We start from the raw sequence: 15014 nt of genomic DNA, 5'->3' as shown, positions 1-15014 counted from the left end.
CCCTGCCCTTGCAGCTTCCGTGATCACTTATCCGCTCATCGGCACGTCCGCGCCCTCCCAGCTGTCCACGCCCTAAGACGGCGGCTACCGAAGGTGCCGGCACCAGCGCGCACGACCGGCGGCAAATCGGGGTGGTCGGACGGTGTCGTGGTTGGATCACCCTGGCGAGGGCTCTGGCGTGACCGGATGGTTTACCCGGGCAGTCGGTCCCGACTCGGGTCGGCCTGCGCGCTACCGTCTGCGTATCGCGGCGGCCACGCTTCCAGATCCGCAGCGAACAGCCCAGTCCTGAACAGCATGAGGAGACACCGATGACCGACGCCACAAGCGACGCCGATCCCACCGCTGACGCCGAAGCGGGAACCGAGGAGCAGCCACAGCCCTTCGAGAACCGGGCGGCACGCCGGTCCAAGGGCAAGGCCACCGCCAACCCCATCGGGGGTACGGCGAGCCGCGCCCACGGCCGTTCCGGCACGGTGCAGAGCCCTCGCCAGTACGGCAACCGTCGAAGCGGCTGACTTCGGACCTCCTGGTCACGGCCGTGTTCAGCAGCTGTGGCCGCTACCGGCGTCCAGCCGCAGCCGCAGGTTCGTTGCAGGACGGTGAGGGCGAGCCACTCGGGTGACGCTGAGGGCACGGCCAGTTCCGGCGCTGTTTGCAACAGCAGACTCGACTCGGCAGGAGCCTGCGGCCTCCAAAGGGACCGTGACCGTCGGGCAGCGCGCGACGCGCGGCAAATCCGCGCACGTGATCATGCGGTCGGCGGGCCGGAACGAGTCAGATCGGGGGCGGCGAGAGTTCGGCAATGGCGCCGTTGCCGCTCGATACGGTCTGATCGGCCACTCGGTCTCGGATCGGGCCTCGTCCAACAACATCGATAGGAACGGTGTCAGGACTAGCTCAGCGCATAGTGGAAGGAGGGGCAGCAGCCGTGGTTGCGCTTGTCGCCAGTTGGAAGTGCCAGATAATCTGACTCGGTGTTCCGTCCCAGGCGGCGCCGAATGCCGCCGGGACGATGCCCAGCAGCGACCAAGGCCATGCGTCCCACGGTCCCGTCACGATTTCCGCGGGCATGTTCCCGCTGGCATCGCCGAACATCCGAGGTTCCTCGCAACGCCGTACCTGCAGGCCCAACGGCAAGGCAACGCGGAGATAGTCACTAGCCCGATGTCGGAAAGCCGGAAGTAGCCCAGGATCACCGTCGGCAGCACGAACGCGCGGCACTGAGCCCAACGCCACGAGTTCCTGGTGCACGTCCGTGATCACCAGATGGCCGCCAGGACGCAGGACTCGGGCAAACTCGGTGATCGCCGGCCCGACATCCGGAAGGTGAGTCAGCGCCAGAGCACACACGACGACGTCTACATGGTCGTTGGGCAGGGGGAGATTGCGCAGGTCGCCCTGCCGCAAGTCCGCGTTCGGAACGCGGATACGAGCGTGAGCGAGCATGTCCGGGGAACTGTCGACGCCGATGACGTGGTGGCCCTGCTCGGCCAGGTACCCGGTGTACCTGCCGGTGCCGCAAGCCGCGTCCAAGGCCACGCCCAGAGGCAGAGCGCCGAGGATCTCGTGCACGACGGGTTCTTCGACAGCGAACAACCCATTACCTGGCTGATCATAGGTCGCGGACCACACTTTGTAGCCGTTCAGGGTGTCGACCTGAGCCGCGGTGACTCCGGCACCGTCCAGTGCAGGGCTGTCCAGAAGGCGCCGGACCTCGCTGATCCGCGCTTCGACGAAGTCCTGGTCGTAATCGCCGGCGAAGGCACGCAGCAACGACACGCCCTCGAGCCCCAAGGTGTAAGCGAGCGGATGCTGGTAGGCCACCACGCGACCGTAGCGACGACGTGCGGATCGGACTACCCAATTCCCGCACGGCTCAGCCCTGCTCTGGTTTACGCCGACACGTGACTGGTCACCGCACGGTAACGAGCGATGACCGATTCACCGCACAGGCGGAAGCCGTACCGATCGTCGGCCCTGCCATCAAGATCACGTGCACCCACATCGGCAGAGCCGTGAGCGGCTGGTCATGTTCCGGAGGCCATGTAGGCGGCGAGGATGTAGTTGGGGTGGCGGTCGAGGTTCTTGCGGGCTCGGTCGTAGCGCATGGTGGTGCGCGGGTCGGCGTGGCGGGCGGCGATCTGCACGTCGCGGAGGCTGACACCGGCGTCAAGCATGGTCGTGACGAAGGTGTGGCGCAGCATGTGGGGGTGCATTCTCGGCATCCGGATGCCCGCCGTGTGGGCGAGGTGTTTGAGTCGGCGGGTGGCGGCGTGCCGGTCCATCCGCCCACCATGAATGTTGCGCAGGACCGGCCCGGCGGCGCGGTCGTCGACTGCCCGGTCGATGGCTCGGGCCACCGCAGGTGGTAGTGGGACGAGGACGACCTTGCCGCCTTTACCGCGTACGCGCAGGACCCGGTGGCCGTGCTCCTCGCCCAGATCGGCGATGTTCGACCCGCAGGCTTCGAAGATCCGCAGCCCGAGCAGACCCAAGAGCGCGACCAGGGCGAAGTCGTTCGGGTTCGAGGACTTTCGGGCGGGTGGTGATCAGGGCTTCGAACTGCAGGTGCCCCAGTCCGAGGGTCGGTGACTCGGCCGGCACCGTGGGCCGGCGGACGTAGTCGGCCGGCGAGTGCTCCAGGATCGCGTCGATGACGCAGACCCGATAGAAGCCCACCACGACCGACAGCCGACGGGACACGGTCGAGGGCTGGTACCGGCGGACGTCTTGCAGCCAGCGCACGTACCGTTCGATATCCACCCGCACCGCAGCCAGCGGGTCCAGACCGTGGTCGGCGCACCAGCGCAGGAAAACGCGCAGGTCAGACTCGGTGTGCACGCGAGTCTGGCCACGGTAACGGCCCAGGAAGGCCGACACCGCGGCGCGCACAACGAGTTGATCGGCCAGTACCACAGGGGAAGCGGAAGCAGGAGAGATAGTCATACATCACCGTGCGTCACCACCGCCGATGAACACCAGCCCACCCGGAGCGGCAAATCCGGTGCTGCTGCGGACGGCGGTCGGTCAAGTGGTGCGGGATTCGATTTCGCCGACGAATGTTGAGATCGCGGCGGCAAGCTGTTCGGAAGAGTCCAAGTGAACGTCGTGGCCGGCCCCGTCGATGACGATCATGGCGGCCATGGGGTTGGTTGCCAGCATCTCGTCCGCTTCGGCCTGCTCTAGGAAACCTCGCTCGCCCTTGACGAGCAGGGTTGGCGTGCTGATGGCCGCCCAATCGGCCCACCGCGCTTCGGCGTTGACTGCATGGATCGCCTCTTGGAGGACCTCGAGCTCGAAGCGGGGCACCAGTCCCGTGGCGGATGGCGCCAGACCTGCCGCCCAGGCTTCACCTGCCCTCCCCCCGCCGAAGTACGTGGCGGCGGCCGTTGTGTCGGCAAACGGGGTCGGCCACGATGCGAACCAGTCGATGACCTCGTTGGTTGCCTCCTGCCCGCCGCCGCCCACGCCTCCCTCGACGAGGATGAGCGCCGACACCAGCTCTGGGCGACTTGCTGCCAGAAGGAGGGCCGTGTGGGCTCCGAAGGACTGGCCGACCACCATGACCGGACCCACATCTAGGTTCTCGATCACGGCCACGGCGTCGCTGACGAACGCCGCCCTACTGAGGTCATCCGGACGCGTGGTGCTCGATCCATGACCACGCTGGTCAAGGCTCACCACCCGGTGCTCGTTGCCCAGGCGCGAAGCGACGGCAGAGCACTCCAACGCGTATCCACCAAGCCCATGCAGAAAGAGGATGACTTGCCCGGGCCCGCCTGAGTCGTACACGGCCAGCGCCACCCCCGGCACCGCCAGCTCCCGACTTAGCCAACCGATCTTGTCCTCCGACATGCAAGAACCCTGCCATCCGGCTAGCACCAACCGCGCGGGGTGCGGCAGATCGGTGCGTCCGGATGACTGCACGGCCACGTGCCCTGGCACACTCAGCCGCGTGTTGACCACCATCACCCTTCGGAACGTCGGTACCGCCGCAATCGTGGTCGGACTGCTCATCGCCCTATTGACTCTCGGCACAACCACCGACCGTCCATTTACGCTGGCCTGGCTGCTCGTCCTCGTCGGGACCGGCCTGCGGTTGGAGGCCGCCATCCGTGCCCCGAAACGCCAGGCACGATAGCCCCGACCGCTGACCTTCCCGGCAGTACAGCAGCCAGTACAGCAGCCCAGCTGTCGGCGCGGCAGGGGTGGAGGCTGGCGCAGTCCCATCGGTACGAGCGTGCTCCGAAAGGTTGCCCGACAAAGTGCGGTGTGACGGACTGCCGTCGCCGTCACGCACCCGGTTCGCGGCGCGTCTGGCACTCGCGTGCGAGAGACTGACCCTGTGCGAAAGAGCGGACCGAGAGGGAGACGGTAGGCAAGCCTCTGTCGAAAGTGTGGCTGCCTGTCTTGCAGACGACGATGCAGAGGTCTACAACCTCATTCAGGCCGCCGGGCAGGAGAATGCACTGGCGGCGGCGCTGGACCTGACAGCCCCTGCAGCGAACGCTGTCATCGGGCTGGCTGCCTTGAGAGCAGGCGAGCCCGAGCAGATTCTGCGGTCGCTCGGGCAGGAGAAGACGGGGTTGGCGTACTCTTCCGATCCGGCGAACGACAACCCTGCCCAGCCTGGAGCCGCGCAGGTCGTCTACCCGGCTTCGCTGGACGACCATGAGTCGAGTCCAAGGGCTGGATCGAGGTAGTCGTCCGCTGGTCCGGGCATGAAAAGGCGGTCACCTTCTACGATCCGACCCGGTTGGCTCAGGAAGTGCAGAGCGCCATCACAACGCCGGGCTGCTTCGCCCAGCGGACTGTCACCGTCGTACCCACGGTAACCAGGGGAAGCGATCGAAGGTGCCGTCGCTCTGATGGCGCAGCGTGATTTCGCCGACGTCGTTTGAGACGCTGCCTCGGGCGGCGAGCAGCGGTTACCCGCGCGCATACGCCTGCTCATCGGCTACATGTTCCGGAAGTCGGCTGGCGGTGGACAGCAGTTACAGAAGTGACGGATCCGCCAAGGCGCCGCGCACGGGTGGCGGCATGACAGTGTGGCTGATCTTGGCGGCTGCGACCGATGCTGATATTCCTGGACTTAGCGGTGATCGCCGCGGACGAAGGGTCCGACGGTGCTGTGTCGGGTGAGGGCGGTTGGCGGTGTCCCGGGGGCCAGGATCCATTCGTCGGCGAGCGTGGCGATGGTCAGGTCGCCGGTGTCGAAGCGCAACAAGAGGCCACAGCTGTACTGGCCTTGATGGTCGAGGATCACGGCACCGTCGGTGAGTCGGGCGCCGATGAACCGGGCCAGCACGTCGGGGTGTTGTGCTGGGCTTACCTCGGTTTGCCCGTGCGGCCCCATGTCGTAGGAGCCGTAGGGATCTTCTGTGGCCAGTAGGAACTGGTCGCCCCGGCCGTGTACGCGGATCGGGGCTGCGTGGTCGAACAACAGCCATGCGTGCAGCAGGCTCTCGGCGTCCGGTCCGCGCTGTCCCGCGTGCCAGTGACGGGCCTCGGTCACCTGGTCCAACCGTCGACCGACCCTGCTCGTCAACCACGCGGTGACCATCCGCGGATCGCTGAATCCCACGTACCGCCGCTGATTCGCGGCTGACAGGCTCTGCCACACGGCACGAGCTGTGGCCTCATACACATCGCCGACGCCGGTATCGACCTCAGTCACGGCCACCTCGGTCACGGTCACCGCCACCATCGGCGGCTGGCTCCCCAGTGCCCACCAAGCGCCCAGCTCGGCCTCGTGCCGGAACTCGTCACCGACCACTGCCGCGACGTTCACCTCGGCCTGATCGGCGGCAGCGACCTCGACGGTTACGTGGGCGAATCGGGAGGACCGGCTGGTCTGCCGCATGAGCCGGAACGACGCCATGATCCTGATCGTTCCACCCGATCACACACGGCGACCACCACCAGGTGCCTCTATCCCGCAGCCCGGGTCGCACCTATGCGGCATGAGCGTAAACCTGATCAACGCGTACAGACCCCACAGGAAGATCCCGAGGCCGGGGGTGTTCGAGTGGCCGACGACGGCCATGAACGTGAACACCAGAGGAGCCCGTGTGAGGAGTTTGCCGCGGCCGGAGTCGCGACGCCGAGGCTCCAGCGGGGTGCTGGGGCCTCGGCGCCCTTCGCCTTGCACGACTAGGGGGCGCTGCAGCCTGCGGGTGTTCGGCCGCTGGGGCGACCTTGGTCGATCAGGCCCGCAGGTGTAGGCGGCGCCGTGTGACGAGCACCAGCGCGAGGCCGACCGCGACGGCGGCGGTAGCCGCGCCGACGAGCAGCATGGTGTTGTCGCCGGTGACCGGCAGGCCCGGGCCGGCGCTCGCTGACGCTGACGGCAACGCCGACGCCGACGCTGATGCCGATGGCGAGGTGCTCGGCGAGCTCACGGCGACCTTCTTCGCCGGCACGAAGATCTGCGGCTCGTCGCTGTCGTCGACGCGGACCTGCGCCAGCGTGTGGTTCTCCTCGCCGTTCTCGCCGGCCAGGATCTTCCAGCCCGCCGGTGCGGTGAAGGTCAGCAGGACGTCGCCGACGGGGAGGCGGGCGAAACGGAACAGGCCCTTGGCGTCCGTGATGGCCTCGGCGTACTTCGTCTTGCCGTCGGCACTGGTGGCGACGACCTTGACACCCGGGACGCCAGGTGTCCGGGGCGTCCACTCGGCGCCAGAGGACTCACCCTGGAAGACGTAGCCGCCGAGATCGTCGAAGGCGCCCCCCACCAGCAGCCGCACGCTGGTGACGTTGTCGGCGTCGTTGGCCTCACCGTTGTCGGCGGCAAGCGAGAAGGCGACGAATCCGTAGCCGGCCTGCCACGCCATGCGGTTGGTCTTGCCGGTGAGCTGAACGGTCTTGGTGGCGCCGGCGGCGAGATCGAAGCCGGTCGACAACACACCGTAGGCGACATCCTCGACGCCCTCGCTGTCCCCGCCGGTGTAGTGCACGCGCTTAGCGTCGACGGAGCTCTTGTTCTTCACCGTGACCGTGATGGTGAAGGTCTCGCCCTCGGCGTAGTTGGCCTTGTCGGCGGCGGAGCTCACCGCGATATCCGGCTTGGGATCGGCGGCCAGGGCGCCCGTTACCGGGAGGACGGCCACGATCATGCCCACGAGGGCAGCGGCGGCAAGTTTGCGCATGGAGGTCTCCGTAATGGGAGTGGGAATCAGCGCGATGCTAGCGGCTGGGCGAGTCGCTCCGCTGCCCCAAGATCGAGACCGTGATCGGAGAGATATCCGTTCACGGTTGCTTGATGATCGAATGAACGCTCATCGGCACGACCGGGCGTCGGCGTGACCCGGTTGTCGTGACGCTGCGTAGCGGACGGTCGGCGGCATGGTCGCCCGTCCCCTCGCACAGAGGCCAGATGAGCGCGCCTCGCACGACCCACAAGCCAACTCCACCTGGTGGCAGTCAGGCTGCTCGACCGGGATCAGCGGGTCAGCGGGGCACACTTCGCCGACGTGCAGCGGCCGGGACATGATGATCGGATGCGCACCGTAGAGGAGCTGACGGCTACATCCGATCCGGCGTGGCCAGCGCTCGAGATGGAACTGCTGTCGAATCCGCAGATCAACATCTTGCCGGTCTCTGCAGCCGTCGGGCATGACAGCCTGTACCGCCTCCAAGTCTCCACGCGGTCGCGGCTGGGTGCGCTGGCATTGCACACCGGTGGTCTGCTGGTCGACGACGGCTGGCTGCGTGTGCTCGGCGGCGGTGGCGAGCGCGGTCTGCCCTCGCTGGCGGAGGTGAACGGCCTGCCGGCGCCCGCGGCGCTGGTGGTCGGCTACGACGTGCTCGGCGGACGATTCGAGGTCAACGGCCCCGATCCGGCGACCATCGGCCGCCCCGGGGAGCCCGGCGAGGTGTGCTACTTCGGGCCGGACACGTTGGAGTGGGAGTCCCTCAGCGCTGGTCACGGTGCCTGGCTGTCGTGGATCGCCGAGGGTGGTACCAGCCAGTTCTACGAGTCCCTGCGCTGGCCAGGCTGGCAAGAGGAGACACGCGGGTTGCCCTTGTCGCACGGCATAACGGTCTACCCGTTTCTGTGGTCGCGCGAAGCGCACCAGAACCTCGCTGGCACCACCCGGCGGCCGGCGCCCATGGCCGAGCTGTTCTCGTTGCAGGACGACTTCGCTGCGCGGTTCGCCCCGGAACCGGACGCCACGGCGTTACACGTCCGCGTCGTGTAACGCGGCTAGCGTGAGCACCCACAGCCTGATGCCCAACTACTGAGAGACACGCCCGGTCGGCGGCAGATCCGCGCATTGCCTGAAGTACTGACGTTGCCCCACCAGCGCATCCTGTGCCCACCACTGTTGCATCCTGCGGGCTCACGGGATAACGAACTGACGATGATCAGCGCCGACTGATGGTCTATTCTCGAGCGATGCTCCGCGTCGTGAAGCTCGTAAAGCGGAAGCTCAACGGCAACGACGGTAGCTGGCTTACCTATCACCTTGGTGATGACGAGGGTGGCTCCTGGCTGTTCCACCCCGAAGGCACCTCCTACACGGGTCGGTGGGCTGACGGCCGCGAGGCCACGTGTTTCTCCGGAATCCCCGAGGAACCAGGCTGCCCCGTCCTGTACTTCGCACCGCATCAGGGCGGTTGGATCGCTGCCTGGCGGCACGCACCCCGGACCGCGATCACCATCGACTTGTCCCGCCCCGTGACGCGACGCGGGGACGTGTGGGGCTTCGTCGATCTCGAACTCGACCTCTGGCACGTGCCGGACGACGACACACCTCCCGGCACCGATCCTCGTCCCAGGCTCAGCCGTAACGGCAGGACTGTCGGTGTCGCCGACGACGACGAACTTGACGACGCCGTTAGTTGCGGATGGATTACCCAAGCCGAGGCGGACCGGACGCGCGACGAAGCACGGTACGTCGCCGGCTTGATCCTCGACGCGGCCCACCCCTTCACCCCAGCCGCCTGGGAACGCTTCGAGGAGGCAATCACCCGAAGGTTGCCGGCTCCTCAACAACCACAGGTCACCCTTCAACCGCGAGGCCCGTTCGACGGCCGTCGGAAGCTCTAGAGGGGGAGGCGGTGTCGTCACCGAGTGCCCGAACGGTCGTCCGGAGGCGCGTCGACCCGCATGATGCATCGCGGATCCTCCAACGTCGAGGGCCGCTGCTGCCGGGCCAGAGCCTTCAGCAGGGATTCCCGCAGGGGCAGGCCGAGCAGGATCGCCGAGTCCCCGGGCAGGTCGCTCAGGCTGGGGCAGGAGATGCGGGAGCATACCTCGTCGTTGCGGACCGTTTCGACCCCGCCCGCATCGGAGAGGACGGTGGTGTACTCGTCGTCCACCGACACCAGGTAGCCGCGCAGATGGCGCAGCGGCGGGTCCGCTGCCGCGACGTCCGGGTCGTTAGCGGTCTGACCTGGCGTGCTGCTCGGGACCGGTGCCCGGGCGATCTGCAGCGCGGTGGACGGCAGGACCGGTGTGGTTACCACGGCGTGTATGACGCCGAGGGCGAGTAACCCGGCCAGGGCGGCGCTGGCCCGCAGGAAGGGAACGACGCGAGCGGGATGCAGCGGTGCGTCCACACCGGCGACGAGCAGCAGCACCGGCCAACCGATGGTGAGGGCGAGCGCGGGTTCAGCAGGCAGCGCCAGAGCGACGAGCAGGCCGACGATCGCGCACGTGGCCGACAGGGCGAGCCACCGCAGCCGGCGCGCGCCGGGCAGCTGACGCCCGGTGACCGCCCGTTGGCGAGCCACGCAGAGCGCCAGCGCCCAGGCCGGGGCGAAAACCAGGGGTGTGCTGACAGCAGCGGCCACGATGGAACACCAGACCACCCAGCCGGGCACCCGCGCGGTCCACCGGGCCACCGCGTACCCGTCGCATAGGCGTTGCCGGCCACCCCGGTCGACCGCGCTGCTGAGCACCACCGCGCCGACGGTGAAGAGCAGCGCGGGCATGGCCGGGAAGATCCACACCACGGAGAGGCTGACCGCCGCGAGGAAGTTGATCGGGTTCACGCTCTGGGCCAGCATCAGCGTGAACTGGCGGTCGCCACCGGACTGCATCCACAGGTAGAGCGCCGAGACGGCGACCGGTACACCGAACAGCAGCGACCATGCCCCGGGCGACAACGGGCCCTGTGGGCTCGCCTCGGCCGCCGCCGGCTCGCCGGTGGGCGCGGGGGGATCAACGGGTACGGCAGTCGCGGCGGTCCTGAGCAGGACGGTACGGCGTGCCGTGCCACGTCGGCGCCGGTGCGCGATCGTTCGGGATCGGCGCGTCGACGGTGGCGTGCCGGTGGTGACTGCCTTCATCGCGACGGGTGAGCTGGTGGGACGGGGCCCGTCTCCGGCCCCGCGCAACATGGTCCCCTCCGGTCGCGGCTGGAGGCCGGTGAACCCGGCTGCGACGAGATGACGGTCCGCGGCCTGCTGCCAGACGCCGTCCACGCCCCTGATATAGCTGGCGTGCAGGAACGAGTCGACGAGCGCCTTCAGGAACGGGTCTCTCGGGGCGACACCGATGAAGTAGCGCTGCGCCGGCTGATACGCCGCCAGCGGGAAGAGCTTCAGCTTGCCACCCGCAGCGGAGACGTAGCTGCGGAGCAGGATCTCGTCGCCAGCGGTGGCGTCGAGGCGGCCGGCGAGCACCTCGGCGACGCAGCGGCCCGGGCTCAAGTCGCGGATCAGCACCGAGTCGGTCCGGGCGGCGGCGGGCTCGGCGGCCGATCCTGCCGCCACGCACAGCGAATGCCGCTTGGCCGGTGACGGCCAGGTGGTCCTGGTCACGACCACCAGCTTCCCCTCGAGGTACGGGCCGGCGAACTGGACGAGTCGCTCCCGCTCCGCCGTCCGGACCAGGCTGGCGAAAACCAGGTCGACGCGGCCGTTCAACAGGGCGGAGAGCCGATCGGCGGCGTCGACGGCCTGGAAGCGGACCGAGACACCGAGGGAACGCCCGAAGGCGCTGGCGAGGTCGAGGTCGAAACCGTTGGCGGTCCCGTACACGTCGCCCTCGCCCACGAGTGGACGGTCGGCGAGGACTCCGACCCGAAGGTCTCGGCCCGCGATGGACGAGTTGCTCAGATAGTCCGCGAACGTGGCCGAATCCGGCTCCTCGGTGGCGAAGGCGATTGTCGAGACAGTCGTCAGCGTCAGGGCGACGAAGACCAGGACGCCTCTCGGCGGTCGGACACCAGCCCGGCGTGGGCGGTCGGGAACGCGCATACCACCATCCCGTCGTTGACGGGCGGCATCGGTACCGAACTGCCGCCGACCGTGATCAGGTCACTGACCGTACTGCGTCACGCACCTGTTGCGAAGGCGCGCGACTGTCCTCAACCGGACATCAGACGATCGCCTCGGAGGGCCGCGTCGCCTGCACCAACACCTGCACGATCCGGTACTGGTCAGTGTTGACCAGGTGCTCCGCCCACACCTGAATATCTTGACGTTACCGGAGACCCTAGTAACCTCCTCACGGCTACAACTGGCGCTCTCTCTGGCGATGTGGCCACTTGCGCACGCCGCGTGAAGCGACCGGGCCACCAACCCTGCCCGCCCCAGAGCTGCTCACGACAGGGCTGGCCATCAGCACATTGTGGCCGCTGGTACACCCCCGTATCTGGGCATCGGGTTCGGCGAGGCCCAAGCCAAGATCAACGGAGTGTGCATGTTCGGAGCCCGCGTCCAGCTGGCGGACCCAACGGTTGACAACCGTCGGTCAGGAAGGCGGGGACGCATCGCCGGGTGCCTGCTCTCGCAGCTTCCGTGATCACTTATCCGCTCATCGGCACGTCCGGACGGAACCCGGACCGGCTCGGCGGGACGCTGCGTAGCGCGCGGCTCGCGGCAGGTCCGCGCACGAGTGGATCTACGCAACCGCCGTAGTGGCGCTCGATGAATCGGCCGTAGCGACCAGATCGCGGCATGTGAGGGTGCTGACTCACCGACGGCAATGTGACCGCCGCTTTCTATCCGTCATCTGCCTCGACGTAAACATTGGAGCGCGCACCCGACAATAGCCGAATAACACTATGAGAAATGGTGGATAGAACGACGCACTGTCCTCGGCAGAGCCGTGAGCCGGAGGACCCAACACGTCACGACGCTCGTGGGGATCACTGATTCCTACGCGTTGTGGCGCATCTGTCTTGTCCGGCGGCTGTGGTTAATGGGGGGGGTGGCAGTGGTGCGACCGGGCGAACTGCGGTGAACTGGGTGTGCGCGTACCGGGTGGCGGCGGGCAGCAGCAGCCGTTCGTCGCAGCCCTGCCACGGGTAGACGTCGGCGGCACCGCCGCGTACCGCTCTGGGACCGTCACCGGTGCGTGGGCGGGCATCCGCCGGGGCGTCGGCGAACCCGGGAATCCACACGTCGGCGCAGATCTCGTTCGCCGACCCCAACGCGGCCAGCCCGAACGCGTTCTCGGTGGCGGCTGTCCGCTGGTCATCGCTGAAGTCGTCGAGCACCTGGTCCTCGTCGGGCTTCCCGTCGCCGCCGAAGGTCAGGGTGATGGTGCCGGCGCGACAAGGCGCTAGCAAGCCGGCCCGCTGCACGCGAGTCCGGCGCCATCGACTCGATGACCGCCGAGGACATCGCCTCGCTGATCGCCGAGTTGGGCAACATCGCTGCGGCGCTGAAGGAGGCAGACCCCGAAGACAAGCTCGACCTGCACCGAAGCCTACGGCTGAGGCTGACGCACTCCGCAGAAACACAAACGGTGCACGCCGAGATTGATCTCGGCGAACACCGTTGGGATTTGGCTCGTGTCCGAGGGGGGACTTGAACCCCCACGGTCCGCACCGGTGCGCAATATCCCGTACCTGTGTTCAAACCTCTTTGAACACCTCACCTACCGTCTGACGTCACTGCTGGTGTTCGCCGAGCAGGGGCGGGGGTGGTTGCGATGACCGCCTCGTTCGTGCCGCCGGTGATTCCCAAGGTGATCCCCGGAGGCGCCGGCCCAGGACCATTGGGTCGGGCCCGACGGCCGCTTCCCGTGCCAGCCTTGGATTCCCAGTTCACACGAGTGACCGACACCGTCTACGCACTGGGCGCTGTGGACAAGAGCGGCCGGGTCGCCGATCGCAGTATCGTCCGGGCGCTTGGCTGGATGCCGGGCACCCGACTAGACATCCGCGAGCGGGCCGGCATCATCGTGGCCTCCATGGCCCCCGGCGGTGTCCACCGCATCGACGACCGCGGTCACCTGCATTTGCCCTTGGCGGTGCGTCGGTGGTGCCGGCTCGTTGCCGGGGACCGCGTTCTACTGGCCGCCGACCGTGCCACCGGGGTGCTGGTGGCGCATCCCCTTGCGATGCTCGACCGGCTGCTGTCTGACGTGCAGGCTGCTATGGAGGACGGTGAGGCGGCGTGAGCCAGACTGCCGCTGGCCGGGCGGAGTTGGAGGCGGCCCGGCTGTTGCTGGAGCGGATGGGCATCTGCCCCGCCGATCTGCTGGAGGTACGGCCGGCCCGTTCGCTGGCACCGACGTTCGCCGAGTACGTGCCAGTGGTGGCCGCCGCGGTGTCGCCGGGTACTCGCCGGGCATACGGCTCGTACTGGAACAGGGTGGTCCAGGCATGGAGTGACCGGCGCATCGACGAACCCCGCCCATCTGAGATCGAGCAGTTGCGGGCCCAGGTGCAGGCCGGTGTGGTGACGCGACGCAACAACCGGGGTGGCCGTTCCGCTGCCGAACATTTGGTGGCCGCGCTGCGCTGCCTGTATCGGCGGGCGGTAGCGGACGGGTATCTGGATGCGGCCGACAACCCGGCGTTGAAGGTGGACAAGCCACGCCGGCTGCCCAGCACCCGGCGGGCCATCGGCGACGCACGCCTGGCGGAGATCAACGAGGTGGCGGCCAGCACGGGCGATGACCCAGGTCTGGACAGCTTGCTGATCCGGCTGCACACCGAGACGGCCTGCCGCCGGGGCGGGGCGCTGGCGCTGCGCCCACGGGACCTGGACACCGACCAATGTCTGATCTCCCTGCGGGAGAAGGGCGGCACGACCCGGTGGCAGCCGGTCTCCCCGACGCTGATGCGCCACCTGCTGGCGCATCATGCCGAGCGGGGCGACGGCGACCGCAACGGCAGCCTGCTGCGCTACCGCGATGGTCGGCCGCTGACCTACCGGCGTTACGACCATCTCTGGGTGCGGATCGGGCAGCATCTGCGGTGGGTGCACACCCAGCAGATCAGTACACACTGGCTGCGGCATACCACCCTGACCTGGGTCGAGCGCACCTACGGCCATGCCGTCGCCCGCGCCTACGCTGGCCACACCGACGGCGGCGGTGGGAGCGGCTCGACAGCCACCTACGTGCGGGCGACTCTCCACGAGGTCGCGGTGGCCTTGGCCGGTCTGACTGGCGAGGAGCATCCGCTCGCTGCGGAACCCTAAACGATGATCACCTGGTGGCCTCCCTCGCGTCCGGCGAGGGAGGCCACCCGTTCCTGTCGGCGGTATCCGGCACCGTAGGGATGCCCCTGTCGGTACGAGTTGATCTCACCCGAGGTAGGTACAGCGTCGATTCCACGATCGTGCGCCTGCTCGCCGCCCGCCGCACCCACCCGGTCGGGCCGCTCATCCTCGTCGATCCCTTCGACGAGCGGGACGACGATCTCTCCACCAGGGCCACCGCGCGGCGGATGGCGATGGCCGGCCCGCTCACCAGAACCCTCGCGGCCGCCGGCCTCTACCGCTCGGCCGCGCGGATCAGCCAGGCGCTGCCGCCCGCCCTCTACCGGCAGTTCCGCGACGAGAATTTCGGCCGCCAGGCGGTTCGGGCCCTCGACGCCGAGGTGCGCCATTTCCTCCCCGGCCTGGCCACGCTGCGCGACACCCCGCCCGACCTCGGCAACCTTCCGGTCACCATCATCTCGAGTCCCGCAACGACCTCGGCGCCGCCCACGCTGCCTCGGCCGCAGCCCTCCCGAACGGCCGGCTCGTGGTCGCCGAGGGCGCCGGTCACAACATCATGTTCACCCGGCCCGCCGTGGTGATCGAGGAGATCCGCCGGGTCG

General features: G+C 68.1%; 15 protein-coding genes and 1 pseudogene. 8 read left to right on the top strand and 8 right to left on the bottom strand.

All coding sequences use genetic code 11. The features are described 5' to 3' along the window. Nucleotides 1–311: 311 nt before the first annotated feature. The gene (locus tag CLT74_RS03045) at nucleotides 312–518 is read left to right on the top strand and encodes a hypothetical protein (RefSeq protein WP_099845180.1); all 207 of its coding nucleotides are present in this window, start codon (nucleotides 312–314) and stop codon (nucleotides 516–518) included. A gap of 382 nt (nucleotides 519–900) precedes the next feature. Here the strand turns inward: CLT74_RS03045 and CLT74_RS03040 are convergent, their stop codons facing one another. The 4 genes from CLT74_RS03040 to CLT74_RS03030 all read right to left on the bottom strand — a co-directional run bounded on the left by CLT74_RS03040 (nucleotide 901) and on the right by CLT74_RS03030 (nucleotide 3858). Next, nucleotides 901–1827, bottom strand: coding sequence for a class I SAM-dependent methyltransferase (locus tag CLT74_RS03040; protein WP_099851175.1), 927 nt, complete (start codon nucleotides 1825–1827; stop codon nucleotides 901–903). A gap of 203 nt (nucleotides 1828–2030) precedes the next feature. After that, nucleotides 2031–2510, bottom strand: a complete 480-nt coding sequence (locus tag CLT74_RS30655) for a tyrosine-type recombinase/integrase (protein WP_486582692.1) — start codon at nucleotides 2508–2510, stop codon at nucleotides 2031–2033. Then, nucleotides 2401–2949, bottom strand: a complete 549-nt coding sequence (locus CLT74_RS30650) for a site-specific integrase (RefSeq protein WP_486581943.1) — start codon at nucleotides 2947–2949, stop codon at nucleotides 2401–2403. The genes CLT74_RS30655 and CLT74_RS30650 overlap by 110 nt, the downstream gene beginning before the upstream one ends. An 81-nt stretch (nucleotides 2950–3030) precedes the next feature. Further along, nucleotides 3031–3858 (bottom strand): alpha/beta fold hydrolase, encoded by an 828-nt coding sequence (locus CLT74_RS03030; RefSeq protein ID WP_158240194.1) that lies wholly within the window; start codon nucleotides 3856–3858, stop codon nucleotides 3031–3033. A 100-nt stretch (nucleotides 3859–3958) separates the two neighbouring features. On the opposite strand from CLT74_RS03030, the gene CLT74_RS30385 reads away from it, so the two are divergent. Next, nucleotides 3959–4144 (top strand): hypothetical protein, encoded by a 186-nt coding sequence (locus CLT74_RS30385; RefSeq protein WP_158240193.1) that lies wholly within the window; start codon nucleotides 3959–3961, stop codon nucleotides 4142–4144. A 951-nt stretch (nucleotides 4145–5095) separates the two neighbouring features. Here the strand turns inward: CLT74_RS30385 and CLT74_RS31100 are convergent. Beyond that, on the bottom strand, nucleotides 5096–5884 hold the full coding sequence (locus CLT74_RS31100; protein WP_486581942.1) for a hypothetical protein: 789 nt from the start codon (nucleotides 5882–5884) through the stop codon (nucleotides 5096–5098). A gap of 325 nt (nucleotides 5885–6209) precedes the next feature. After that, complete coding sequence (locus CLT74_RS03015; RefSeq protein WP_099845177.1) at nucleotides 6210–7151, bottom strand: SdrD B-like domain-containing protein; 942 nt, start codon at nucleotides 7149–7151, stop codon at nucleotides 6210–6212. 351 nt (nucleotides 7152–7502) lie between these two features. Between CLT74_RS03015 and CLT74_RS03010 the strand changes: the two genes are divergently transcribed. Together CLT74_RS03010 and CLT74_RS03005 are read left to right on the top strand one after the other, a co-directional pair. Beyond that, nucleotides 7503–8204, top strand: coding sequence for a DUF2625 family protein (locus tag CLT74_RS03010; protein WP_143697048.1), 702 nt, complete (start codon nucleotides 7503–7505; stop codon nucleotides 8202–8204). Between the two features lie 197 nt (nucleotides 8205–8401). Next, nucleotides 8402–9055, top strand: a complete 654-nt coding sequence (locus CLT74_RS03005) for a DUF402 domain-containing protein (protein ID WP_099845175.1) — start codon at nucleotides 8402–8404, stop codon at nucleotides 9053–9055. A 17-nt stretch (nucleotides 9056–9072) separates the two neighbouring features. Here CLT74_RS03005 and CLT74_RS03000 read toward each other — a convergent pair whose 3' ends face one another. Next, nucleotides 9073–11211: an ABC transporter substrate-binding protein gene (locus tag CLT74_RS03000; protein WP_099845174.1), complete on the bottom strand. Its 2139-nt coding sequence runs from the start codon at nucleotides 11209–11211 to the stop codon at nucleotides 9073–9075. A gap of 893 nt (nucleotides 11212–12104) precedes the next feature. Next, a pseudogene (locus CLT74_RS02995) lies at nucleotides 12105–12512 on the bottom strand (hypothetical protein); the annotation flags it as partial. A 53-nt stretch (nucleotides 12513–12565) separates the two neighbouring features. On the opposite strand from CLT74_RS02995, the gene CLT74_RS02990 reads away from it, so the two are divergent. From CLT74_RS02990 to CLT74_RS02975, 4 genes are all read left to right on the top strand, one after another. After that, nucleotides 12566–12772: a hypothetical protein gene (locus CLT74_RS02990; RefSeq protein WP_099845173.1), complete on the top strand. Its 207-nt coding sequence runs from the start codon at nucleotides 12566–12568 to the stop codon at nucleotides 12770–12772. A 243-nt stretch (nucleotides 12773–13015) separates the two neighbouring features. After that, nucleotides 13016–13363: an AbrB/MazE/SpoVT family DNA-binding domain-containing protein gene (locus tag CLT74_RS02985; protein WP_199172069.1), complete on the top strand. Its 348-nt coding sequence runs from the start codon at nucleotides 13016–13018 to the stop codon at nucleotides 13361–13363. Next, nucleotides 13360–14391, top strand: coding sequence for a site-specific integrase (locus CLT74_RS02980; protein WP_486581941.1), 1032 nt, complete (start codon nucleotides 13360–13362; stop codon nucleotides 14389–14391). The genes CLT74_RS02985 and CLT74_RS02980 overlap by 4 nt, the downstream gene beginning before the upstream one ends. Nucleotides 14392–14405: 14 nt before the next feature. Next, nucleotides 14406–14993: a hypothetical protein gene (locus tag CLT74_RS02975; RefSeq protein ID WP_143697047.1), complete on the top strand. Its 588-nt coding sequence runs from the start codon at nucleotides 14406–14408 to the stop codon at nucleotides 14991–14993. The last annotated feature ends 21 nt before the right edge of the window (nucleotides 14994–15014 follow it).

Source organism: Verrucosispora sp. CNZ293 (genome assembly GCF_002754655.1).
The sequence above is the reverse complement of the archived record's forward strand: the minus strand, read 5'-3'. Positions and strand labels throughout refer to the sequence as shown.

Bases quoted from the DNA above. Each gene is read 5' to 3' on its own strand.
- CLT74_RS03010 (WP_143697048.1), top strand. From the start codon at position 7,503: ATGCGCACCGTAGAGGAGCTGACGGCTACATCCGATCCGGCGTGGCCA.
- CLT74_RS03000 (WP_099845174.1), bottom strand. From the start codon at position 11,211: ATGCGCGTTCCCGACCGCCCACGCCGGGCTGGTGTCCGACCGCCGAGA.
- CLT74_RS03005 (WP_099845175.1), top strand. From the start codon at position 8,402: ATGCTCCGCGTCGTGAAGCTCGTAAAGCGGAAGCTCAACGGCAACGAC.
- CLT74_RS03030 (WP_158240194.1), bottom strand. From the start codon at position 3,858: ATGTCGGAGGACAAGATCGGTTGGCTAAGTCGGGAGCTGGCGGTGCCG.
- CLT74_RS02990 (WP_099845173.1), top strand. From the start codon at position 12,566: ATGACCGCCGAGGACATCGCCTCGCTGATCGCCGAGTTGGGCAACATC.
- CLT74_RS03015 (WP_099845177.1), bottom strand. From the start codon at position 7,151: ATGCGCAAACTTGCCGCCGCTGCCCTCGTGGGCATGATCGTGGCCGTC.
- CLT74_RS03045 (WP_099845180.1), top strand. From the start codon at position 312: ATGACCGACGCCACAAGCGACGCCGATCCCACCGCTGACGCCGAAGCG.
- CLT74_RS30650 (WP_486581943.1), bottom strand. From the start codon at position 2,949: ATGACTATCTCTCCTGCTTCCGCTTCCCCTGTGGTACTGGCCGATCAA.
- CLT74_RS31100 (WP_486581942.1), bottom strand. From the start codon at position 5,884: ATGGCGTCGTTCCGGCTCATGCGGCAGACCAGCCGGTCCTCCCGATTC.